The following is a 22,785-nucleotide window of genomic DNA, read 5'->3' on the forward strand; positions in this document are numbered from 1 at the left end:
ATTTGTTTTTCAGCCCATCAATTTGGCAATCGTGATCAAGGCCTTGCGATAACGCGGCGATTCCTGAAGTGCTTCCCAGCTGGGCGCGGCAGTTTTCGGCAACAGTGCCTCGATCCGCTGGCTGCGCCGAGGATCAATCTCGACCTGCCACTGTCCAAGCACCAAGCCAACAGAATCGGGCGAGTTGCAGACGAGCAGCATGTCGCACCCCGCCGCCCAAGCTGTGCTGACACGGGCCACCATATCGCCCACCACGCCGGCGCCCGCCATCGACAGATCGTCGGTGAATACCACGCCATCAAACTTAATGTCGTTTCTCAGATAAGTAATCCATTTATTTGAAAATACGGCAGTATTGCAGTCGAAACACTGGTAGATAACATGGGCGGCCATCACGCCGTCCAAGCGGGTCTGGCGATAGGGCAGCATGTCTTCCTGGATGGCATCGAGCGTACGATCATCCACAGGCAGTTCGACATGCGAATCGGGCACGACATAACCGTGCCCCGGATAATGCTTGCCGCAATTGCCCATACCGCCCTCGCGCAGACCACGACTCAGCGCTTCGGCCAATTGGGCGACGACTTCAGGTTTACGGTGGAAAGCGCGGTCGCCAATGACGCGTGAAGGGCCGTAGTCCAGATCGAGTACGGGCGTAAAGGAGTAGTCGACGCCCCGCGCCCGCAGTTCGGCGGCCAAGACGAAACCAACATCGGCAGCTGCATCGAGGGCTGCCTGGGCATCAGCGTCGTACAGCATGCCCAGGCTGCGCATTGCCGGCAGGCGCGTGAAGCCTTCACGGAAACGCTGAACCCTGCCCCCTTCGTGATCGACAGAGATCAATAGTTGCGGACTGCGCAGCGCATGAATCTCGGCGGTCAGGCGCGAGAGCTGTATCGGGTCGGCATAGTTGCGCGTAAATAGAATGATGCCACCAACCAATGGATGGGTCAGGCGTTCGCGGTCGAGATCGGTCAATTCGGTTCCCGCGATGTCGATCATCAGCGGGCCGAGCGGCAGCAGCTTCATGGTTTTTCCAGAATGACGTAGGCGACGGCGTAGTCAGCTTCGTCGCTGATGGAGAGATGGGCGATCAACCCCTGGTTTTTGACCATTTCGGCCAGTGCACCGCAGCAGTCAATCATGGGCCGCCCCAACTCGTCGTGGGTGACGGCAATGGACGTCAGCAACACGGGATCGCGTACACCGGTGCCGTAGGCCTTGGCGAAAGCCTCCTTGGCGGCGAAGCGTTTGGCGAGAAAACGGCCTTTGTCGGTAGCCTTGGCGAAATCCTCGACCTCCTGCGGCGCCAACAAACGCTCCAGGGCCTTGTCGCCATGACGCTCCCACATGGCACGCAAACGCGCCACAGCAACGATGTCGGTGCCGATACCGAAAATCATTCGCCTTGCGCCGCGCCTTCGCGCATCAGCGCCTTCATTTCCTGCACCGCTTGGCGCAGACCGACAAAGACGGCGCGGCTGACGATGGCGTGGCCGATGTGCAATTCCCGAATGCCGGCCAGTCGGGCCACTGGCTGCACGTTGTAGTAATTCAGCGCATGGCCGGCGTTGAAACGCATGCCAAGATGGCGAATGGCTTGGCCGGCAGCACGTATCTTGGCCAGTTCGGCCACGACGGCGGATGCTTCTGCGTCGCGCCCTTGGGCGTGGAAAGCGTGCGCATAGGGGCCGGTATGGATTTCACAGACCCGCGCACCGATGCGCGCCGCCGCTTCAATCTGCGGCAACTCGGCGTCGATGAAGACGCTGGTGGTGATGCCGGCATCGGCCAGACGACTGATCACATCTTTGAGTCGAGCCTCTTGGCCAACGATATCGAGTCCGCCTTCGGTCGTGACCTCGTGGCGCCCCTCAGGCACCAACATGGCCATTTCCGGCTTCAGACGACAGGCGATACCGACCATTTCGTCGGTGGCGGCCATCTCGAGATTCAGTTTGATCTGGGTGGTTTCTTTCAGGCGATGCACGTCGGCATCCTGAATGTGCCGACGGTCCTCGCGCAAATGCACGGTAATGCCGTCCGCGCCGCCCAGATGCGCTTCAACCGCTGCCCAGACAGGATCAGGTTCATAGGTGCGCCGCGCCTGACGGATAGTCGCGACATGGTCGATATTGACGCCGAGTTCGATCATAGCTCCTGCAACTCCTTGAAAATCTTGCGTGTTTCCAGCTCCTTGCCCGCCAGATAATAGGCCATCAAGGAACGCATCAATGCCTTGGCCTCGATACGCGAGCGCGGATCGGAAAAATCCTCTGCCGCCATGTCGAGCAAGGTCTTGCCCAGCACCACCTGCGCCGCGCCTTCGGCGTGCGCCAGACGTGCCGGCCCCTCTTCCATCCGGTAGGCGTAGAAACCGACGGGATCGATTGGCTGACCACGGCTATCGTGACCCAGCGTCAATCCATAGCCCAACTCTTGCAGCAAGGCCTTTTCGAAACTGCGCAAATCGGCTTCTTGCACCTTGCCGCTTGGATCGGCAGCTAACCGCCGTAGCATATCGGTGTAGCGTGCGAAAAGATGCTCATGCGCGTCCTCACGAGGCAACAGGTGCATCAGCAGTTCGTTCAGGTAATAGCCGCAAAACAGAGCCTCGCCAGCCAGCAGTGGCTGTCCGCCCTGCCATTCGGCCTTCATCAGGGTCAATACTTCTCCCTTGCCAGCCCAGGAAACCTCCAGCGGCTGGAATGCCATTAGCAAGCCGCGAATGGCCGCGCGCGGACGACGCGCGCCACGCGCCAGCAAGGCCATGCGGCCGAAATCCCGTGTGAAGACCTCGACAATGAGGCTGGTCTCCCGAAACGGGAGGCTGTGCAGAACGAAGGCCGGTTGGGCATCGACCTTGCTGCGCTGGTTCATTCGTAACCGAGGCTCTTCAGGAGGCGCTCGTCGTCATTCCAACCGGATTTGACCTTGACCCAGACCTCAAGATAAACCTTGCCATCGAACAGCCGTTCCATGTCCTGACGCGCTTCGCTGGCGATGCGTTTCAGGCTTTCGCCGCCTTTGCCGATGACGATGGCTTTATGACTATCGCGATCGACAACGATCGCAGCGTAAATCCGACGCAGCGCGCCTTCGACCTCGAAGCGTTCGATCTCCACCGCCGTCGCATAAGGCAATTCGTCCCCAAGCAAGCGAAAAACCTTCTCACGGATGTATTCGGATGCCAGGAAACGCTCACTTTTATCGGTCAGATCGTCCTCGGGGAACATCAGTTCCTCGTTCGGCAGATGCTTGCGCGCCTCGGACAGCAGATCATCGGTCTGCTTACCCTTGGCAGCACTGACTGGCACCACCGCCGCATAGTCATAATCGGCCGAAACCTGCGCCAGGAAGGGCAACAAGGCCGTCTTGTCCTTCAATTGATCGGTCTTGTTGACGACAAGAATGACTGGCCGATCCTTTGGCAGCAGCTTGACTACAGCCTTGTCCTTGGCGTCATAACGCCCCGCCTCAACGACAAACAACACAACATCCACGTCGTTCAGGGTCTGCGTGACGCCGCGATTCATCGCGCGGTTCAAGGCATTCGAGTACTTGGTCTGAAAGCCCGGCGTATCGACGAAAACGAATTGCGCATCATCCGTCGTGAGGATGCCGGTGATACGGTGCCGCGTCGTCTGAGCCTTGCGCGATACGATACTGATCTTTTCGCCGATCAGTCGATTCAACAACGTGGATTTACCCACATTCGGACGACCGACAATAGCGATATAGCCGGAACGGAATTTTTTCATGCGTTGAGTTCTTTCAAGGCGAGGTCGGCCGCAACCTGCTCGGCGATACGCCGACTGCTGCCTAGGCCAATCGTTCGGACCGGCGGATTCGTGATTTCGCAGGCGACTTCGAAACGTTGTTCATGTGCCGCGCCAGTCGCTTCGAGCAAGACGTAACGCGGCAACGGCTTCTTGCGTCCCTGCAGCCATTCCTGCAGACGCGTCTTGGCGTCCTTTTGCACGACCCCTGGCCGTGTCTCATCGATCAGCGGCTGATATAGCCGCAGGATACACGCCTTTGCCGCCTCGAAGCCTGCATCCAGATAGACAGCGCCAAAGAGAGCTTCCAAGGCATCGGCCAAGATAGAGGGCCGCTCAGCCCCGCCGGATTTGAGTTCCCCTTCCCCCAAACGCAGTTTGCTCCCGATGCCTAGCCGCTGAGCCAAGCCATGCAAGGCATCCTGCCGGACCAGATTGGCTCGCAGGCGAGAAAGGTCACCTTCCGGTGCCTCAGGGAAACGCTGGTAGAGTGCTTCTGCAATCACAAAATCCAGAATGCCATCACCAAGAAACTCTAGGCGTTCGTTATTCGGAATCCCGAAACTACGATGGGTCAACGCGGTTCGCAGTAGGCTCGACTCACGAAAACTGTGGCCAAGCTCTTGGGCAACAGACTGCACGCTGACGCTTACTCCTTGGTCGAACCTTGGTAGTCGATGACCAGGCTGACATTCCAGAAAAGAGGGATGCGCTTTTCGTAAGCGAATTCAATCACCACCTTGCCACCGTCCTTGGAAATTTCAAGGTCCTTCCCAGAAAACTGCAACATGTCGATTTCGGCGAAACGATCGAAGGCGTTCCGAACGTCAGCTACCGTGGCCTCAGGACCGACTTTCGCCACAGTCGCTTTAGAGTCTTTCAGGATCTTGTAGTATTCGATCACTGTCGGAGTCACCTTCATGCCGAGTACTGCGACCAAAACAAGCACAACGCCCCAGAAAATCAGACCGGAAAGAGCGACGCCACGTTGATATTTCATGTGTATTCCTTTTATTTGAACGAGCCGATGCGGCCAAGATCGCTAAAGTTCAACCAAATGAAAAATGCCTTGCCGACAATATTCTGTTCAGGCACAAATCCCCAGGCACGACTGTCACGACTATTGTCACGGTTGTCGCCCATCATGAAATAGTGCCCCAGTGGAACGGTGCAAACTACGCCATTCGCATTGTATGTGCAATTTTCACGGTGCGGAAAGTTTGCAGCATCGGGGATAAAGGCTGGTGCGTCGGTGTCGTTCAGCATTTTGTGCTCGACATTACCCAGCTTTTCGACATATTGCTCCGAATAATACAGACGCTCGGGATGCAGGTAATCCGCCACCTTTTCTTCGGCCACAGGTTGGCCATTGATGGTCAGGCGCTTGTTTTGATAAGAAACCGTATCGCCCGGCAATCCCACCACCCGTTTGATGTAATCGAGAGAAGGATCTTCCGGGTAGCGGAAAACCATGACGTCTCCCCGCTGTGGCGTCCCAACCTCGATGATCTTGGTGTTGATGACAGGCAGGCGGATGCCATAGGCGAATTTATTCACCAGAATGAAATCCCCCACCAGCAAAGTCGGGATCATCGAACCGGAGGGAATCTTGAAGGGCTCGAACAAAAAGGAGCGCAATACGAAAACGATCAGGATCACCGGGAAGAAGCTCGCACCCCACTCTACCCAAAGCGGTTCCTTGGCATTCTTGGCGCGCAATTTCCGGAATTTTAGTACGTCCACCGCGTAAAGTACGCCGGTAACCACCAACAAGAGCAACAGGATCAGCGCAAAGTTCATCTTGGATCTCAGTTATCGACGCGAAGCACGGCCAGGAAGGCCTCTTGCGGAATTTCCACACTACCGACTTGCTTCATACGCTTCTTGCCGGCCTTTTGCTTTTCCAGCAGCTTTTTCTTACGGGTGATATCGCCGCCATAACACTTGGCCAACACGTCCTTACGCATCGCCTTGACGTTCTCGCGAGCGATGATGTGCGAGCCGATGGCTGCCTGAATCGCTACGTCGTACATCTGGCGCGGAATCAATTCGCGCATCTTGTTGGCCAATTCGCGCCCACGATACTGCGAGTTGGCGCGGTGCACGATGAGCGAGAGTGCATCGACCTTTTCGCCATTGATCAGGATGTCCAGCTTGACCACGTCGGCAGCACGGTACTCCTTGAAATCATAATCCAAGGAAGCATAGCCCTTGGAACACGACTTCAGCTTATCGAAGAAATCCATGACCACTTCGGCCATGGGCATTTCATAAACCAGTTTCACTTGGCGACCATGGTAGTGCATGTCGACCTGGTTGCCGCGCTTCTGGTTACAGAGCGTGATGACGTTACCCAAGTAATCCTGAGGCACGAAGATGGTCGCCTCAATGATCGGCTCGCGGATTTCCTCAATTTTCGAAATCTCTGGCAACTTGGCCGGATTCTCGACCTGAATCACCGATCCATCACGCTGCACGACTTCGTAGACCACCGTCGGCGCCGTGGTAATCAGATCCTGATCGAATTCGCGCTCCAGACGCTCCTGCACGATTTCCATATGCAACAAGCCGAGGAAGCCGCAACGAAAACCAAAGCCAAGCGCTTGCGAAACTTCAGGTTCGTATTGCAACGAAGCATCGTTGAGCTTCAGCTTCTCAAGCGATTCGCGCAACGAGTCGTATTGGTTGGCTTCAACCGGATACAGACCCGCAAACACCTGCGGCTTGATTTCCTTGAAACCCGGCAGCGGCTCAGCCGCCTTTCGATCTGCATGGGTGATGGTGTCGCCAACTTTGGCAGCTTTCAACTCCTTGATGCCGGCGATAACAAACCCCACCTCGCCAGCCCGCAATACATCGCGCTGCAGAGATTTTGGCGTAAATACCCCAACCTGCTCACACAATTGGTTGGCACCAGTGGCCATGAAGAACAACTTATCCTTCGAGCGAATTTCACCATCCACTACGCGGACGAGCATGACGACGCCGACATAGTTGTCGAACCAAGAGTCGATAATCAATGCCTTAAGTGGTGCTCTCGGATCGCCTTTGGGCGGTGGCACCTTGGCAATGACGGCCTCCAGGATATCTTCGATACCCAGGCCAGTTTTTGCAGAGGCAAGCACTGCATCCGTAGCGTCGATACCGATTACATCCTCGATTTCCTGCTTGGCATTATCCGGGTCGGCGGATGGCAGGTCGATCTTGTTGAGTACCGGCAGAACTTCCACATCCAACTCGATAGCCGTGTAGCAGTTGGCAACGGTTTGTGCCTCGACACCCTGAGATGCATCGACGACTAGCAGCGCACCCTCACAGGCGGACAGCGAACGGGAGACCTCATAGGAAAAGTCTACGTGTCCCGGCGTATCGATCAGATTCAGGTTGTAAACCTTTCCATCCCGCGCCTTGTACTGCAATGCCGCCGTTTGCGCCTTGATGGTGATCCCGCGCTCGCGCTCGATGTCCATCGAGTCGAGCACCTGCGCCTCCATTTCGCGGTCGGACAAGCCTCCGCACAAGTGGATTATTCGATCGGCCAAGGTTGATTTACCGTGGTCGATGTGGGCGATGATCGAGAAGTTCCGGATATGTTCCATGCTGCTAGTAAAAAAGGGCGCTTACGCGGCGCCCTTCCCTGTTCAGAAGACCCTGAATTCTAGCGGATTCCGGCCAAATATTCACGGACTTTGGGTTCGTCCAGAAAGTAATGACAAAGCTCATTTTGCCCATGCAACAGCACGGGCACCAATTCGTCATACTTGGCTTCCAAATCAGGATGAGCGTCGACATCGACGACACTGAGCGAACAGCCAAACTCGTTTAGCAATGACGTCAGCGCAGCTTCCATGTCATGACATAGATGACAGTAATTGCGACTGAGCAGAGTCAACTCAATGGCTGCCATTCAGCCCCCGGATGGTCACAAAGGTCTGAGTGTCGCCACGCCGGATCAACAGTGTCACGTTGCTACCTTTTTCGAATTGAGCCAAGAGTTTGTTGAATTGATCAACGCTCTTCAATTCCGTCGTAGCCCCCTTGCTGATCACCGCAATCACGACATCCCCTGGGCGCAACTCGGTCCGCGCTGCTTGCCCGCGCACCTCATCGATAACCAGCCCCGCAGTCATCTTGAGCTCACGTTTCTGCTCTGGCGACAACTCGCTCACCACCAAACCAAGGCGGTTGGCAGCCTGCTCGACCGGTTTTTGACTGCGCGCCGGACGGCTGCTTGCTTGCTTGTCCTCAAGCATCTCGCCAACGACAACAGGAATATCGCGATAGGCACCTTTGCGCCATACCTGCGCCACGGCTTTGCTTCCCGGCTTGGTATTGCCAACAAATCGGGGCAGATCGGCGGAGTTGGCAATCGGTTTGCCATCGAATTTCACGATCACATCCCCCGGCTCAATGCCGGCCTTATCAGCGGGGCCATCCTTTTCCACAGAATTGACCACGGCGCCCATTGCCTTGCCTAGCCCTAGAGACTCCGCCAACTCTCGGCTGACCTCTTGGATAACCACCCCCAAACGCCCCCGGCTGACCTTACCGCTGGCCCGCAATTGCTGCTGGATTTCCATTGCCATATCGATCGGAATCGCAAACGACACCCCCATGTAACCGCCGCTACGGCTATAGATCTGAGAGTTGATCCCCACCACCTCACCCCGCATGTTGAACAGTGGCCCGCCGGAATTGCCCGGATTGATCGCCACATCGGTCTGGATGAAGGGAACATAGTTCTCCTGCGGCAAGGAACGCCCCTTGGCGGAAACGATACCGGCCGTCACCGAATTATCGAACCCGAACGGCGAACCGATAGCCACCACCCATTCGCCGACCTTCAACTGCCCAGGATCGCCCAGGCGTACGGTCGGTAGCCCACTGGCTTCAATCTTGATCAGCGCGACATCCGTACGCTTGTCCGCACCGACCACGCGCGCCTTGTATTCCCGCTTGTCGGTCAACCTGACGGTGATTTCGTCGGCACTCGCCACGACGTGGGCATTGGTTAGAATGAATCCATCGTTGCTGATGATGAAACCGGAGCCGAGCGACTTGTTCTCGAAATCGCGCGGGGCGCCACCGCCAGGCGCACGGGGAATGAAGCGTTTGAAAAACTCGAACGCTGGGTCATTCTCGTCGAACGGGAAAGGCATGAACTGACCTTGTCCGCGTACAACCTGAGTGGTGCTGATATTGACCACCGCAGGCCCCTGTCGCTCGGCGAGCTCCGAAAAATCGGGCAATCCCCGCACTTGGGCCAGGGCCAGAGAGGTAACGAAAAACAGCGCCAACAAGGTGACTAGGCGTTTCATGAGCAATACCTCCTGATTCGGCTAGGAACGGGAAACGATATAGGGGCGCTCGGCCAACTTACCGCTCGGGCGCCGACTGCGCAGCGCGACAACAAGGAATGCCGCCACCAAGCCAGCCAGACAACCGAGCATGGCTCCACCATCGCCGGCGACAAGCGCACCAAGCACGGCCCCACCGAGAGCCCCAAGCAATGGAAATCCATAGGCTAAATTGGCGGTTTGGCGAATGCTTCCGGGCGCAATGGCGACGGTCACCCGATCACCGACTTGGGCACCAACGGAATTCTCAACCCGATAATGTCGAGGACCTGAGCAGAACATCTGCGTCAGGTGTTGGCCACCACACCCACCTTCCTCATGACAGCGGCCACACCCACCCTGCTCGACTTCTACATCGGCTTGTTCGGCCTCTACGTTACGGACGATGCCGCGAATGGTACTAATTTCTTGATCCATGTATTGCAATTACCAGCGGCGGTCTGGCGCAGTGTCGAGCAATGGGCGTAGTTTGGCGGCAACTGCCTCGCGTGCCCGAAAAATTCTGGAGCGCACCGTGCCGATCGGGCAGTCCATGATCTTGGCAATTTCTTCGTAAGACAGACCTTCTATTTCGCGGAGCACGATGGCCGTTTTGAGCTCTTCTGGTAGCGACTCCATGGCAGCATCGACAGTCTGACCAATCTGCTTCGAGAGCAGAAGGCTTTCCGGCGTATTGATATCGCGCAGTTGCGAGGCGTCTTCGAATCCCTCGGCCTCGTCGTTATCGAACTCCGTCGAGGTCGGTGCACGCCGTCCTTGCGAAACGAGGTAGTTCTTGGCGGTATTGATACCAATGCGATACAACCAAGTATAGAAGGCGCTTTCTCCGCGGAAGGACGGAAGTGCCCGATAAGCTTTCAAAAAAGCCTCTTGGGCAACATCTTCAACCTCGGCCGGGTCGCGTATGAAGCGCGACAGCAGGCGCCCCAGCTTGCGCTGGTACTTGCTGACTAATTGGTCGAAGGCCTGCTGCTCGCCGCCTTGCGCCCGTTCGACCAAAACCTGATCGATCTCGCGCTCACTCATGATTTCTCGTTCCCTGAGGGTGCTTTTGGTATGTTTGTTCGCGCAGTATAGCGCACCGGATTTTTAGCGTCAGATAGGTAGATATCCTTAATTTTGTGACCGTCTGTAACGGCTGAATTGGTGTGCTGCATGCTATAGTCCGCAAAAAATCCCCTTATTTGAGAACAGCTGTGCAGAAATTCGATGTCCTTATCATCGGCAGCGGTCTGGCCGGCCAGTCTGCCGCATTGCGCTTGGCCTCACATTGTCGTGTGGTGCTCGTCAGCAAACGAAGCTTGGAAGATTCTGCATCCGGCTGGGCTCAAGGCGGAATTGCCGCAGTTCTCGACAGCAAGGACTCGATCGAGGCGCACATTCACGACACCCTGGTCGCCGGCGCCTGGCTGAACGACGAAGCGGCAACACGTTTCGTGGTCGAAAATGGCCGGCGCGCAATCGAATGGCTGATCGAGCAAGGCGTCCCCTTCACCAAGGATGAGTCTGGCTACCACCTGACCCGCGAAGGCGGACACAGCGCACGGCGGGTAATCCACGTTGCCGACGCGACCGGTCTGGCGGTACAGGAAACGCTGACCAAAAAAGTCCGGAATCATCCGAATATCACGATCCTGGAAAACCATATCGCCATCGACCTGATTACCGGCGAGAAAATCGGCAGTACAGAAAACCGCTGCTATGGCGCCTACGTTCTCGATAACGAGAACGGTGAAGTCCTGACCATCGGTGCTGACAGTACTTTGCTGGCCACCGGTGGTGCCGGCAAGGTTTACCTGTACACGACCAATCCCGACACCTCCACCGGCGACGGTATTGCGATGGCCTATCGTGCCGGTTGCCGTGTGGCCAATATGGAATTCATCCAGTTCCATCCGACCTGCTTGTATCACCCACAGGCCAAGTCCTTCCTGATTTCCGAAGCGGTGCGCGGTGAAGGCGGCCTACTCAAGCTCCCTGACGGCACGCGCTTCATGCCCGAGCATGATGAGCGCGCCGAATTGGCCCCGCGTGACATCGTTGCCCGCGCCATCGACTTCGAGATGAAGAAACGTGGTCTGGATTGCGTCTTCCTGGATATTTCGCACAAGGGCGAAGCCTTCATCCGCAACCACTTCCCGAATATCCATGCCCGCTGCCTGGAACTCGGCATCGACATCGCTACCGACCCGATCCCGGTGGTACCGGCTGCCCATTACACGTGCGGCGGTATCGTTTGCGACCTGCATGGCCGCACCGATATCCCAGGGCTCTACGTCGCTGGCGAAGCGTCCTGCACCGGATTGCATGGCGCCAATCGTCTGGCGTCCAATTCCTTGCTCGAATGCCTGGTTTTCGCCGAAGCTGCGGTGCACGACATTTTAGGGGCAAAAACCAAACCCCTGCCGAAGCTGCCCCAATGGGACGAGAGCCGCGTCACCGACGCCGACGAGGAAGTGGTCATTTCCCACAACTGGGACGAGTTGCGCCGCTTCATGTGGGACTACGTCGGTATCGTCCGCACCAATAAACGCCTGCTTCGCGCCAAGCACCGCATCGCCCTGCTCCGCAGAGAAATCGACGAGTTTTACGCCAACTTCCGTGTCAGCCACGATCTGATCGAATTGCGTAACCTGGTCGTCACCGCCGACCTGATCGTACGTTGCGCCATGCAGCGCAAGGAAAGCCGTGGCCTGCACTTCTCCCGCGACTTCCCGGAAACGAACGCCAAGCCGCGCAATACTGTCGTCAAACGCCGCCGTTCTTGAGACTGGCTCGCCAGCGCAGAAATACTCGCAGTCGACGCAAATCTTCCTTGGCTGCCGAGTCCGGGTAGAAGGCTAACGATCTCACAACCCCAAGCTCATCTTGGCAGCGGATCACGGTGAGCCACTGATGAACGTGGGCGCTGAGCAGGGAACATGTAAGCTCCACTTGCGCTTCATCCGCCAGGCGCAATACCAGTTGCCCAGCCCTCTCCAATCTGATCGCCAATACAGGCAGCGATATCAAGCGCCAGCAGGCGATGGCGCTAACAAAGCCTAGCAGCGCCAGGGCAATCGAAACCGTCGGATTTGGCCAAGCCGTGACCCCCACGGCGATTGCAGAAAGCACCGTGAGACCGAAACAGGCTGAACTGGCAAAAAAAGAACGGCGCAGTCCGATGGTTATCGGAAACTGCACCGTTCGTTCTCCGGCTTAACGCTAAGTCTTAGATACGCTTGAAGACCAGCGAACCGTTCGTACCACCAAAGCCGAAATTATTCTTCAGCGCGACATCAATCTTCATCGGACGCGCGGCATTCGCGCAGTAATCCAGATCGCATTCCGGATCCTGATTGAAGATATTGATGGTCGGTGGCGAGATCTGGTGATGAATGGCCAGAACGGTGAACAGCGACTCGATACCGCCGGCACCGCCCAGCAAGTGGCCGGTCATCGACTTGGTCGAGTTGACCACGATCTTGTAGGCCGCATCGCCAAAGGCCGCCTTGATGGCATCCGACTCGTTCTTGTCGCCAAGCGGCGTGGACGTACCGTGGGCATTGACGTACTGGACGTCGGACGGAGTCACACCGGCATTTTTCAAGGCGTTGACCATGGAGCGGCGCGGGCCGTCCATGTTCGGAGCAGTGATGTGGTAAGCGTCAGCGCTCATGCCGTAACCGGCCAATTCGGCATAGATCTTCGCACCACGGGCCTTGGCATGCTCGTACTCTTCCAGCACCAGCACACCTGCACCCTCGCCCAGCACGAAACCATCGCGATCCTTGTCCCACGGACGGCTGGCCGTAGCCGGGTCGTCATTACGGGTGGACAACGCACGAGCAGCGCAGAAGCCACCAAGACCCAACGGTGAAACCGTCGACTCGGCACCGCCGGCAACCATCACGTCTGCATCACCGTATTCGATGATCCGGGCAGCCTCGCCGATGGAGTGCGTACCGGTGGTACAGGCTGTGACGATCGAGATGTTCGGGCCTTTGAAGCCATATTCGATCGACAGGTTGCCGGAAATCATGTTGATGATCGAACCCGGAACGAAGAACGGAGATACCTTGCGCACGCCGGCGGCATTGTATTCGTCCTTGGTTTCTTCGATCAGCGGCAGGCCGCCGATACCGGAACCGATGGAAACGCCCACGCGCTCAGGATCAGCAGCACCTTCCTTGTCGAGGCCGGCATCGCGCACGGCCTGCATGCCAGCAGCCAGACCGTAATGGATGAAGGTATCCATACGACGGGCATCCTTGGCGGAAATGTACTGCGTGATATCGAAATTCTTGACCTCGCCGGCAAACTGGACCGGGAAGGAAGAAGTGTCGAAACGGGTGATGGGAGCGATGCCAGAGCGACCGGCGATGATGTTCTGCCAGCCTTCTTCGACGCTGTTACCGACCGGGCTAATCAGACCCAGGCCTGTGATGACGACTCTACGACGTGCCAAGATGTGCACTCCGAAAGCAAAAGTAGCAAGGCCGGCCTTTGGGGCCGGCCTTGCCTAGGTGAACCGGTATTGGCTTACTTCTTGTTGGCGAGGATGTAATCGACAGCCTGCTGAACCGTGGTGATCTTCTCGGCTTGGTCGTCCGGAATCTCGCACTCGAATTCCTCTTCCAGAGCCATGACCAGCTCGACGGTGTCCAGGGAATCAGCGCCCAGATCATCCACGAAGGAGGACTCGTTCTTGATGTCCGCTTCGTTCACGCCCAGTTGTTCGGCGACGATCTTCTTGACGCGCTCTACGATGTTATCCATTAGAAAAGCTCCTTCCCCTCAGGGGTACGAAAAAAAACGTTACAAGTTTACCAAAAGCCGAGGCTTCGCGAAATCAATCCATGAACATACCGCCATTCACATGGACAGTTGTTCCGGTGACATATGAACCAGCAGGTGAAACCAAGAAAGAAACGGCCCCCGCGATATCCTCGGGAGTGCCAGCCCGCCCCAAGGGGATCGAAGCCAGCATCGCAGCCTTCTGCTCTTCGGTCAGCGCATGCGTCATATCGGTGGCAATAAAGCCTGGGGCGACGCAGTTCACCGTGATATTACGGCTACCCAATTCGCGCGCCAAGGAGCGCGTCAAGCCGGCAACCCCCGCCTTTGCAGCACAGTAGTTGGCTTGCCCGGCGTTACCCGAATAACCAACAACCGATGAAATGTTCACGATACGGCCGAAACGCGCTTTCATCATCCCGCGCATTACAGCGCGCGACAGGCGGAAAACGGCCTTCAGGTTGGTATCGATGACGGCGTCCCATTCGTCGTCACCCATGCGCATGGCAAGGTTGTCACGCGTGATGCCTGCGTTATTGACGAGAATGGTAATAGCACCGAATTCCTTGGCCAAGTCAGCCAGCAAAGCATCGCTCTGAGCAGTATCTGTGACGTTCAGGACGACGCCTTTACCCTTGATACCCGCTTCGGCCAAATAGGCAGAAATCTTGCCGGCACCTTCTTCACTGGTCGCCGTACCAATGACGGTAGCGCCCTGCTTACCGATTTCCAGTGCAATGGCACGGCCGATACCGCGGGTAGCGCCAGTGACGAGTGCAATCTTGTCGTTCAGCATCATCCTTACTCCAGACCCAGATTGGCGTCGATCGAAGCCGCGTCGGCCAGCGACACACCGGCAACCCCATCAGCACAGCGCTTGGTCAGGCCAGCCAATACCTTACCCGGACCGCACTCTGCTACGGTGGACACGCCAATTGCGGCCATTTTCTGGATAGTCTCAACCCAACGCACCGGGTTGTAAGCTTGGCGAATCAGCGCATCCTTGATGCAAGCCGGGTCGTTTTCGATGGAGACGTCCACGTTATTGATCACCGGAATAGTCGGTGCTTTCAGCGTCAGCTCGTTCAGTCGCGCAGCCAGCTTATCGGCAGCGGGACGAATCAAGGATGAATGGAACGGCGCGGAGACCGGCAAGGCCTTCGCCATCTTCGCTCCACGAGCTTTACAGGCTTCCATCGCGCGCTCAACCGCGGCCTTGTTACCGGCAATCACGGTTTGGCCATTGGCATTAAAATTGACCGGCTCGACGATCTCACCTTGGGCGGCTTCGTCACAAGCCGCTGCGATACCCGCATTGTCCAGACCAAGAATGGCCGCCATGGCACCGGTGCCGAGCGGAACAGCTTCCTGCATCGCCGTAGCACGCAGACGAACCAGCGGCACGGCATCCTCGAATTCGAGCACACCGGCGGCAACCAAGGCGGAGTATTCACCCAAGCTGTGACCGGCGACGACAGCGGGCAGCTTACCGCCCTTTTCAAGCCACAAACGCCAAGCAGCAATACCGGCCGTCAGCATAACGGGTTGAGTATTGACCGTCTGCGCCAGCAACTCAGCCGGGCCTTCGGCAACCATAGTCCACAAGTCATCGCCCAACGCAGCGGAAGCTTCATCGAAGGTGGCACGGACAACAGCCGAGTCGCCGTAGGCAGCCATCATGCCGACGCTTTGCGAACCTTGGCCGGGAAAAACGAATGCAAAAGACATATCAGGAGTCTCCTGGATCAGAATTCGAGCAGGGCTGCGCCCCAAGTGAAGCCGCCACCGACGCCCTCGACGAGAACCTTGTGACCTCGTTGAATGCGCCCATCGCGCACGGCCTCGTCCAATGCCAGAGGCACGGAAGCAGCCGACGTATTGCCGTGCCGATCGACCGTAACAATGACCTTGCTGCGATCGACACCGAGCTTCTTGCCAGTGGCCTCGATAATGCGAATATTGGCCTGATGCGGAATCAACCAATCGATATCGCCGGTAGAGACATTTGCCGTCGCGCAAACCTCTTCTGCCACTTCGGCGAGCACGCGCACGGCAAACTTGAAAACTGCTTGCCCGTCCATGCGCAGGAAAGGATCGCCGGTTACTTGACCGCCGCAGATTTGCCCCGGAACATTGAGAATGCCGCTTTGGCTACCATCGGCATGCATGGCCGTTGCCAAAATACCGGGCTTTTCCGAGGCTTCGAGCACAACAGCCCCCGCGCCATCACCAAACAGCACGCAGGTACCGCGATCCTGCCAGTCGAGAATACGCGAGAAAACTTCGGCGCCAATCACCAAGGCGCGCTTATGGCTACCAGAGCGAATGAATTTATCGGCAATCCCGATAGCGTAGGCAAAACCGCTACATACCGCCTGTACATCGAAAGCCGTCGCTCCCTTGTTGCCTAGCCTGCCCTGGATCAAACAGGCCGTGCTCGGAAAAATGAAATCCGGCGTCGAAGTGGCAACAATGATCAGATCGATCGTTGCTGCATCGATACCAGCCATTTCCAAGGCACGCTGGGCAGCGACCAGGCCGAGCTCGCTTGAGGTGGTTCCGGCGGATGCAAGGTAGCGGCTACGAATCCCGGTGCGCGTGGCAATCCACTCGTCGTTGGTATCGATGCCACGTGCTGCCAGATCGTCGTTGGTGACAGGGTTGCCGGGAAGGCAACTCCCCGTGCCGATAAGGCGTGCAAACATTCAGTTTGTCTCCTCCGCTTCGCTCTGAGCCGGAGCAAGTTGGGCCAGGCGCGCGGTGATTCTTTCGAGTACGCGGTTTTCGGCAGCGTCGTAAGCTCGGGCAATCGCATAGCCGAAGGAGAGTTGATCGGCAGAGCCGTGACTCTTGACCGAGATCCCCTTCAGGCCGAGCAGGATCGCACCGTTGTAGCGACGATGGTCGAACCGCTTTTTAAAATTATTGAGAACGGAAATAGCGATCAGCGCCGCCAGCTTCGTCAGCCAATTACGCTTGAACTCTGCGCGTAGCGACGAGGCGAGCATTTGGGCCAATCCTTCCGATGTCTTCAAGGCGACATTGCCGACGAAACCGTCGCAGACGATGACTTCGGCCTCGCCCTTATAGATTCCGTCGCCTTCGACGTTGCCGACGAAATTCAGACCGGAATTGCGCAACAGATCGGCAGCCGCCTTGACGGCCTCATTACCCTTGATTTCCTCTTCGCCGATATTGAGCAAGCCGACCGTCGGTCGGTCTTTGTGCTCCATCGCGGCGACGAGCATGGCGCCCATGATGCCGAACTGGAGCAAGTGCTCCGGACCGCAATCCACATTGGCACCAAGGTCCAGCATGTGCGTATGACCGTTGATTGTCGGCAGAGGTGCGCATATCGCGGGACGTTCGATGCCTGGCAGCATCTTCAGCACGAAGCGTGAGATAGCCATCAGGGCACCGGTATTGCCTGCGGACACACAAGCGTCAGCTTCGCCGGACTTGACCAGATTAATGGCCACGCGCATCGACGAGTCTTTCTTATTACGGAGGGCCAAAGCCGGCGACTCGTCCATCCCCACGACTTCGGTGGCGTGAACGATCTTCAGGCGATTGTCTTCGGCATGGTTGCCAAGCAACGGACGCAACACATCCTCCTGACCAACCAGGAGAAGATGAGCTGCCGGATGCTCAGCCAAGAACCGGAGTGCCGCGGGCACCGTAACGGACGGCCCGTGGTCCCCGCCCATGCAATCGATAGCGATGCGGGTCGTCATGGCAAAAGAAAAGGCAGGCGGCCCGATAAGAACCGCCTGCCTTTCATTGAACGATTACTCGCCCTTGCCCTTCAGGACTTTCTTGCCGCGGTAGAAACCGCTCGGGGAGACATGGTGACGCAGATGAACTTCACCGGTGGTCGGCTCAACGGCGGTCGCCGGAGCGGTCAGGAAGTCGTGAGCGCGATGCATGCCGCGCTTGGACGGGGACTTTTTGTTCTGTTGAACGGCCATTTCAATACTCCAAAAAAATCAGTTCGGCTTACCCTTGAGCCCAGCCAACGCTGCGAACGGATTCGGCCGTTCGCCAGCATCGGCAGCTCCAGGCAAGCCACATTTTTCGTGCCTTGGTGCAACCGGAAGGGCCAGGAGAATCTCGTCCTCCACCAATTCGACCACATTCAGTTCGCGAGCCACCGGCAGGAAATCCCGGGTGTCGTCTTCCAGCTCATCCTGCGACAACTCCGAACCCTCCGGAACAAGCTCCAACAGGCTGTTGATGTCGAGATCGAAAGCCACGGACTCCAAGCAACGCTGACAAGCCAACGGAAGCGTTCCGCCAACCTCCAACTCAAGCATGAACTCGCCACGATTACCCTTGAAACCCTTCAAGAGGAAGAAAACCTCACCTTCCACCTTAGCCAGCAAATCATGCAGGCGTTCGAGTTCCACAACGTCGAGTTTTCCTTCGAGCACTCGGCCGTCTTTGGCAAATACGAAAGCGTCCGTAATTCTTTTCAATCTTGAACTGTTACGACTTAAACATTGAATGATATTATTTTTGGCTCTCCAAGTCAAAACAAAGTGCTGCTTCAAGAATTGCATGCAACTTCTTGTCTCGGCGAAGCTTTCATGTCGCAGAAACTCATTTTAGCCTCAACCTCCCCCTTTCGCCGCGAACTGCTGTCCCGCTTGGGCATCCCTTTTGCCGTCGCCAATCCGCAAACCGATGAATCCGCCCATCCCGGCGAGCAGCCAGAAGCACTTGCGTTACGCCTATCCGAGGCGAAGGCCCGCGCCGTAGCCAACGAATACCCCGATGCCCTGATCATCGGAAGCGACCAGGTTGCCACGGTTGACGGCAAGGTGTTCGGGAAGCCCGGCTCGCACGAGCGCGCCGTCGAGCAACTGAAACAACTTTCGGGGAAAACCGTCAATTTCTTCACCGGCCTTTGCCTCCTGAATGCTCGCACCGGGGAAGCAGACGTACGCGGCATTCCCACTCTCGTCACTTTCCGTGACCTGACAGAACAGGAAATCGAAAACTATCTCCGTCGCGAACCGGCCTACAACTGCGCCGGATCGGCAAAGTCGGAAGGATTGGGAATAGCGTTGATGAGCAGCATGCGTGGCGATGATCCGAATGCACTGGTTGGCTTGCCGCTGATTGCGCTTTGCGACATGCTGCGCCGCCAGGGAATGGCCGTTCTGTAATGGCTGGCACCCTCTTTTTGATCCCGGTTCCACTGGGACCGGTGGCACCACAGGAAGCCTTGCATCCGTCGGTTCTCCAGACCATCCGCCCCTTGAGTCATTTCGTCGTCGAGCAAGCGAAGACGGCCCGCGCCTTCCTGAAAGGGGCAGGAACGGATCGCCCCTTGCAGGAACTGCAGCTTTCCGAGCTCAACGAACACACGAAAGCCAGCGAACTCGACCAGTTGCTTGCACCATTACGAGCAGGAGAAGACGTCGGTCTGCTCTCCGAAGCCGGCTGCCCTGCGGTTGCCGACCCAGGAGCCAATCTGGTGGCGCTGGCGCAGCGCGAAGGTATTCGTGTCGTACCACTGGTCGGCCCCTCTTCGCTTCTCCTTGCACTGATGGCCTCCGGCCTTAATGGCCAGCGCTTCGCTTTTTTAGGCTATTTACCAGCCAAAGAAGCCGAGCGGACCAAAACCTTGCGCGAATTGGAGAGCGAGTCGCACAAACGCCAGCAAACGCAGATTTTCATCGAGACCCCGTACCGTAATCGCCAGATGTTCGACGGCATTCTTGCCGCCTGCCAGCCGGCAACCCGCCTGTGCATAGCGACCGACCTCACCCTGCCGAGCGAGACCGTACGCACGCTGACCATTCAGCAGTGGAAAAAACAAACGCCGCCCGAGATCGAGCGGCGTCCGACGGTATTTTTACTACTCGCCTGATCAGAACAAGCGAATCGTCTGCAGATTGGCCGAGGCACCCTTCCAGAATTCATTCATGGTGCTCGCCCCAAGGCGCTTGGCAAAGCGCTCAGCGATATTGTCCTTGACGGAGTAATCGAGGACTTTCTCGGCCTTGATGACATCGCGCGCAACCGAATCGACACTACCAAACTCATCTGCCAAGCCCAACTGGACACTTTGCGCGCCGGTCCACATCAAGCCGGAGAACATATCCGGGGTCTCCTTGAGACGCTTGCCGCGCCCCGTTTTCACCACGTCGATGAACTGCTTGTGAATGTCATCCAGGAGCAATTGCGCATGCGCCTTGTGCTGCGGCATTTGCGGCGAAAATGGATCGAGGAAGCCCTTGTTCTCCCCAGCGGTAAGCAAGCGGCGCTCTATGCCAGCTTTGTCCATAGTCCCGGTAAAACCAAAGCCATCCATCAATACACCAATTGAACCGACGATACTGGCCTTGTTGACGAAGATCTTGTCAGCAGCAGCCGCCACGTAGTAGCCGCCGGATGCGCACATGTCCTCGACGACCACGTAGAGCGGCTTATCCGGGTGTTTGGCGCGCAAGCGGTGCATTTCGTCGTTGATGATCCCTGCCTGCACCGGGCTACCGCCGGGACTATTGATGCGTAGGATCACACCGGCCACGTTCTTTTCTTCGAAAGCCGCATTTAGGGCCGACACCATGTTTTCGGCATTGGCCTCACCCTTGGCCTCGATAACGCCTTGCAGGTTGATCAAGGCAGTGTGGCGCTCCTGATGCTCCGCACCACTACCCCAATCGACCACCGCAATCAGGACGACCATCAGGTAGGCAAAACCTAGGGACTTGAAAATAATGCTCCAGCGTCGCCGGGCCTTCTGTTCGTCGAGAGCAGCAAAGGCGAGCTTTTCCAGAACCTTGCGCTCCCAGGCTGGATCGTTGTTGGGGTATTGGGGGTTATCCATCGTGGCTTTCCGGCTCTAAGTAGATATTTCCTTCGAATTCCCTGACCTGCAGTGGTTTCAAACCTTTGCCCTGACATCTACCGCCAAGACAGCGCCCCGTTTCTGGAGCATAAAGCGCGCCATGAATCGAACAGATCAAGTATAGCCCGGAATCGTCGAAGAACTCCCCAGGCAACCAATCGAGTTCGGCTGGAATATGGCCACATTCGTTGTAATAGCCATACACCCGACCGCGAAATCGTATGACAAACGCTTGCTCATCACAACCATGGCGGGTTGTCGCGAAACGAACACCCTTGCCACCATCGACCAGGGCTTCGGACGCACAGATCAGCCGTGCTGCAGCAGCCATCGATCAAGCTCGGCAACGCTGTGCAAGCAAGCGACCGGCGAATATTCGAGCAGATGGTCATGCGGATGGGCGCCATAGGTCACGCCCAAGGCATCGACGCCGGCGTTACGCGCCATGCCAAGGTCGTGCGAGGTATCGCCGATCATGACCATTTCTGCCTGAGCGACACCGAATTCCAGCATCAACTCTTCAAGCATTTGCGGGTGAGGTTTCGAATGACACTCGTCGGCGCAGCGCGAACCTTGAAATAGCGGGCGCAAACCAGAATGATCGAGGGCGCGATCCAACCCCAGGCGACTCTTGCCGGTTGCGATCGCCAACATATGGCCGTCATCGCGGAGTCGCCGAAGCATTTCGGGAACACCGGCAAACAAGGTCAACTCGTGATCGCTCGCCAGATAGTGAAAACGATATCGATCAACCATCGCCTGGTAACGCTCAACGGGCAAATCGGGCACCGCATGCCGCATGGCATCGGCCAAGCCAAGGCCGATCACGTGCCTGGCACGAGCATCGTCGGGGACAGGTAGTTCGAGATCGCGGCAGGCCGCCTGGATGGCACGGACGATGGCACCAGCCGAGTCAAGCAAAGTTCCATCCCAATCGAAGACGACCAGAGGATATTTCATCAAGCTTCCCAAATTGTCTGAAAGTTTTCTGCGGTGAATTCTCTCGTTTTTTGCCTGTCCACCGCAGCAATGTAGCATTTAAGCCCATCAGGCATCGGCGCAAGGCATTCGAGCGGGCTACCGCTCAATGGATGCCGGAAGGCCATGCGCCAAGCATGCAGCCCCATACGCTTCAGCCCGTCGCGTTTCAATTCTTTGTTGAGCGCGAAGTCGCCATATTTTTCGTCGCCCAGAATGGGGAAACCAAGATGTGCCAGATGCACCCGGATCTGGTGGGTCCGCCCGGTTTTCAGTTGCGCCTCGAGCAGACTCATTTCCGGCCAGCGGGCAAGCAGGCGGAATACCGTATGCGACGGTTTGCCTTCGGCATGAACCGAAACACGTCGCTCGCCGGACTCGGTCAGATACTTCAGCAATGGTGCCTTGACGTGCTGGGTATTGTTCATCCAGCGCCCCTTAACCAGCACCAGATAACGCTTATCCGCTCCGGCGCCGTGCTCGCGGAACATGTCGTGCAAGGCCGTCAGCGCCAGGCGTTTCTTGCCGACCAGCAAAATCCCCGAGGTCTCGCGATCCAGACGGTGCGCCAGCTCCAGGAATTTGGCTTGCGGACGCTGCCGACGCAAGGCTTCGATCACCCCGAAGCTGACGCCGCTACCGCCATGTACTGCGATGCCTTCCGGCTTGTCGATGACGAGCATCGCCTCGTCTTCGTAGATGATGGGCAAATCGACCCGCTGCTTGGCGGCCTCGTCGATCTCGTTCTGCGGACGCTCAGCCAGTCGGATGGGCGGAATACGCAGCGTGTCGCCCGCCCGCAAGCGATAAGTCGCATCGCCCCGTTTGCTGTTGACCCGGACCTCACCGCTTCTCAAGATGCGGTAGATATGGCTTTTAGGAACGCCCTTGCAGTGGCGCACTAGATAGTTATCCAGGCGCTGGCCCTGCTCTTCTTCGTCGATCACGACATGGGTGACCGAATTGTTACCTGCGCCGTTCATTTTCTAATATACTGCCTGCGTTTTACGTCTCGGTTTGCAAGAGAAGCTCGAAC

Annotated in this window: 29 protein-coding genes; 3 read left to right on the forward strand and 26 right to left on the reverse strand. The window is 57.1% G+C overall.

Annotated elements, in window-relative coordinates; all coding sequences use genetic code 11:
* Positions 1-9 precede the first annotated feature (9 nt).
* From nagZ to rpoE, 13 genes are read right to left on the reverse strand one after another with little or no spacing between them, the layout of a single operon-like run.
* Positions 10-1,029, reverse strand: a complete 1,020-nt coding sequence (gene nagZ, locus WIF35_RS03540) for a beta-N-acetylhexosaminidase (RefSeq protein ID WP_412480191.1) — start codon at positions 1,027-1,029, stop codon at positions 10-12.
* Positions 1,026-1,403, reverse strand: coding sequence for a holo-ACP synthase (acpS, locus tag WIF35_RS03545; RefSeq protein WP_412480192.1), 378 nt, complete (start codon positions 1,401-1,403; stop codon positions 1,026-1,028). Before acpS ends, nagZ begins: the two co-directional genes overlap by 4 nt.
* Complete coding sequence (locus tag WIF35_RS03550; protein WP_412480193.1) at positions 1,400-2,155, reverse strand: pyridoxine 5'-phosphate synthase; 756 nt, start codon at positions 2,153-2,155, stop codon at positions 1,400-1,402. The genes acpS and WIF35_RS03550 overlap by 4 nt, the downstream gene beginning before the upstream one ends.
* Positions 2,152-2,880 (reverse strand): DNA repair protein RecO, encoded by a 729-nt coding sequence (gene recO / locus WIF35_RS03555; RefSeq protein ID WP_412480194.1) that lies wholly within the window; start codon positions 2,878-2,880, stop codon positions 2,152-2,154. Before recO ends, WIF35_RS03550 begins: the two co-directional genes overlap by 4 nt.
* On the reverse strand, positions 2,877-3,761 hold the full coding sequence (era, locus tag WIF35_RS03560; RefSeq protein ID WP_412480195.1) for a GTPase Era: 885 nt from the start codon (positions 3,759-3,761) through the stop codon (positions 2,877-2,879). The genes recO and era overlap by 4 nt, the downstream gene beginning before the upstream one ends.
* The gene (gene rnc / locus WIF35_RS03565; RefSeq protein ID WP_412480196.1) at positions 3,758-4,420 is read right to left on the reverse strand and encodes a ribonuclease III; all 663 of its coding nucleotides are present in this window, start codon (positions 4,418-4,420) and stop codon (positions 3,758-3,760) included. The genes era and rnc overlap by 4 nt, the downstream gene beginning before the upstream one ends.
* Before the next feature lie 8 nt (positions 4,421-4,428).
* Positions 4,429-4,779, reverse strand: a complete 351-nt coding sequence (locus WIF35_RS03570; protein WP_412480197.1) for a DUF4845 domain-containing protein — start codon at positions 4,777-4,779, stop codon at positions 4,429-4,431.
* Between the two features lie 11 nt (positions 4,780-4,790).
* Entirely contained in the window at positions 4,791-5,579 is a 789-nt protein-coding gene (lepB, locus tag WIF35_RS03575) for a signal peptidase I (protein ID WP_412480198.1), read from the reverse strand.
* An 8-nt stretch (positions 5,580-5,587) separates the two neighbouring features.
* The gene (lepA, locus tag WIF35_RS03580) at positions 5,588-7,378 is read right to left on the reverse strand and encodes a translation elongation factor 4 (RefSeq protein ID WP_412480199.1); all 1,791 of its coding nucleotides are present in this window, start codon (positions 7,376-7,378) and stop codon (positions 5,588-5,590) included.
* Positions 7,379-7,437: 59 nt separating this feature from the next.
* Complete coding sequence (locus WIF35_RS03585; protein ID WP_412480200.1) at positions 7,438-7,686, reverse strand: glutaredoxin family protein; 249 nt, start codon at positions 7,684-7,686, stop codon at positions 7,438-7,440.
* A complete protein-coding gene (locus tag WIF35_RS03590; protein ID WP_412480201.1) occupies positions 7,673-9,097 on the reverse strand; it encodes a DegQ family serine endoprotease in 1,425 nt (474 codons plus the stop codon). The genes WIF35_RS03585 and WIF35_RS03590 overlap by 14 nt, the downstream gene beginning before the upstream one ends.
* Positions 9,098-9,118: 21 nt before the next feature.
* Positions 9,119-9,553 (reverse strand): SoxR reducing system RseC family protein, encoded by a 435-nt coding sequence (locus tag WIF35_RS03595; protein ID WP_412480202.1) that lies wholly within the window; start codon positions 9,551-9,553, stop codon positions 9,119-9,121.
* 9 nt (positions 9,554-9,562) lie between these two features.
* Positions 9,563-10,162 carry an RNA polymerase sigma factor RpoE gene (rpoE, locus tag WIF35_RS03600; RefSeq protein WP_412480203.1) on the reverse strand — a complete coding sequence of 200 codons (600 nt, stop codon included), beginning with the start codon at positions 10,160-10,162 and terminating at the stop codon, positions 9,563-9,565.
* Between the two features lie 170 nt (positions 10,163-10,332).
* Between rpoE and nadB the strand changes: the two genes are divergently transcribed.
* Positions 10,333-11,904, forward strand: coding sequence for an L-aspartate oxidase (gene nadB / locus WIF35_RS03605; RefSeq protein ID WP_412480204.1), 1,572 nt, complete (start codon positions 10,333-10,335; stop codon positions 11,902-11,904).
* Here the strand turns inward: nadB and WIF35_RS03610 are convergent.
* From WIF35_RS03610 to WIF35_RS03650, 9 genes are all read right to left on the reverse strand, one after another.
* A complete protein-coding gene (locus WIF35_RS03610) occupies positions 11,885-12,319 on the reverse strand; it encodes a protein YgfX (RefSeq protein ID WP_412480205.1) in 435 nt (144 codons plus the stop codon). The genes nadB and WIF35_RS03610 overlap by 20 nt on opposite strands.
* Before the next feature lie 28 nt (positions 12,320-12,347).
* A complete protein-coding gene (fabF, locus tag WIF35_RS03615) occupies positions 12,348-13,583 on the reverse strand; it encodes a beta-ketoacyl-ACP synthase II (protein WP_412480206.1) in 1,236 nt (411 codons plus the stop codon).
* Between the two features lie 74 nt (positions 13,584-13,657).
* On the reverse strand, positions 13,658-13,894 hold the full coding sequence (gene acpP, locus WIF35_RS03620; RefSeq protein ID WP_027458475.1) for an acyl carrier protein: 237 nt from the start codon (positions 13,892-13,894) through the stop codon (positions 13,658-13,660).
* A 73-nt stretch (positions 13,895-13,967) separates the two neighbouring features.
* Positions 13,968-14,711 carry a 3-oxoacyl-ACP reductase FabG gene (gene fabG / locus WIF35_RS03625; RefSeq protein WP_412480207.1) on the reverse strand — a complete coding sequence of 248 codons (744 nt, stop codon included), beginning with the start codon at positions 14,709-14,711 and terminating at the stop codon, positions 13,968-13,970.
* A 2-nt stretch (positions 14,712-14,713) separates the two neighbouring features.
* The gene (fabD, locus tag WIF35_RS03630; protein ID WP_412480208.1) at positions 14,714-15,640 is read right to left on the reverse strand and encodes an ACP S-malonyltransferase; all 927 of its coding nucleotides are present in this window, start codon (positions 15,638-15,640) and stop codon (positions 14,714-14,716) included.
* A 17-nt stretch (positions 15,641-15,657) separates the two neighbouring features.
* Positions 15,658-16,617 carry a beta-ketoacyl-ACP synthase III gene (locus WIF35_RS03635; protein ID WP_412480209.1) on the reverse strand — a complete coding sequence of 320 codons (960 nt, stop codon included), beginning with the start codon at positions 16,615-16,617 and terminating at the stop codon, positions 15,658-15,660.
* Positions 16,618-17,646, reverse strand: a complete 1,029-nt coding sequence (gene plsX, locus WIF35_RS03640; protein ID WP_412480210.1) for a phosphate acyltransferase PlsX — start codon at positions 17,644-17,646, stop codon at positions 16,618-16,620.
* A 54-nt stretch (positions 17,647-17,700) separates the two neighbouring features.
* Positions 17,701-17,880, reverse strand: a complete 180-nt coding sequence (gene rpmF / locus WIF35_RS03645; protein WP_412480211.1) for a 50S ribosomal protein L32 — start codon at positions 17,878-17,880, stop codon at positions 17,701-17,703.
* Between the two features lie 18 nt (positions 17,881-17,898).
* Complete coding sequence (locus tag WIF35_RS03650; protein WP_412480212.1) at positions 17,899-18,471, reverse strand: YceD family protein; 573 nt, start codon at positions 18,469-18,471, stop codon at positions 17,899-17,901.
* 27 nt (positions 18,472-18,498) lie between these two features.
* Here WIF35_RS03650 and WIF35_RS03655 point away from each other — a divergent pair, with 27 nt between their 5' ends.
* Positions 18,499-19,080, forward strand: a complete 582-nt coding sequence (locus WIF35_RS03655) for a Maf family protein (protein WP_412480213.1) — start codon at positions 18,499-18,501, stop codon at positions 19,078-19,080.
* Positions 19,080-19,787 carry an SAM-dependent methyltransferase gene (locus WIF35_RS03660; RefSeq protein WP_412480214.1) on the forward strand — a complete coding sequence of 236 codons (708 nt, stop codon included), beginning with the start codon at positions 19,080-19,082 and terminating at the stop codon, positions 19,785-19,787. The genes WIF35_RS03655 and WIF35_RS03660 overlap by 1 nt, the downstream gene beginning before the upstream one ends.
* Here the strand turns inward: WIF35_RS03660 and WIF35_RS03665 are convergent, their stop codons facing one another.
* Genes WIF35_RS03665 through WIF35_RS03680 form a run of 4 tightly spaced genes read right to left on the reverse strand, consistent with a single transcriptional unit; the run spans position 19,788 to position 22,732 of the window.
* Positions 19,788-20,750, reverse strand: a complete 963-nt coding sequence (locus tag WIF35_RS03665) for a S49 family peptidase (protein WP_412480215.1) — start codon at positions 20,748-20,750, stop codon at positions 19,788-19,790.
* Positions 20,743-21,102 carry a Rieske (2Fe-2S) protein gene (locus WIF35_RS03670; RefSeq protein ID WP_412480216.1) on the reverse strand — a complete coding sequence of 120 codons (360 nt, stop codon included), beginning with the start codon at positions 21,100-21,102 and terminating at the stop codon, positions 20,743-20,745. Before WIF35_RS03670 ends, WIF35_RS03665 begins: the two co-directional genes overlap by 8 nt.
* A complete protein-coding gene (locus tag WIF35_RS03675) occupies positions 21,081-21,731 on the reverse strand; it encodes an HAD family hydrolase (RefSeq protein WP_412480217.1) in 651 nt (216 codons plus the stop codon). The genes WIF35_RS03670 and WIF35_RS03675 overlap by 22 nt, the downstream gene beginning before the upstream one ends.
* Complete coding sequence (locus WIF35_RS03680) at positions 21,731-22,732, reverse strand: RluA family pseudouridine synthase (protein WP_412480218.1); 1,002 nt, start codon at positions 22,730-22,732, stop codon at positions 21,731-21,733. Before WIF35_RS03680 ends, WIF35_RS03675 begins: the two co-directional genes overlap by 1 nt.
* Positions 22,733-22,785: the final 53 nt, after the last annotated feature.

Origin of the sequence: Azonexus sp. IMCC34839, from assembly GCF_047047955.1 — a bacterium.
In the GTDB taxonomy this organism is placed as follows: Bacteria; Pseudomonadota; Gammaproteobacteria; order Burkholderiales; family Rhodocyclaceae; genus Azonexus.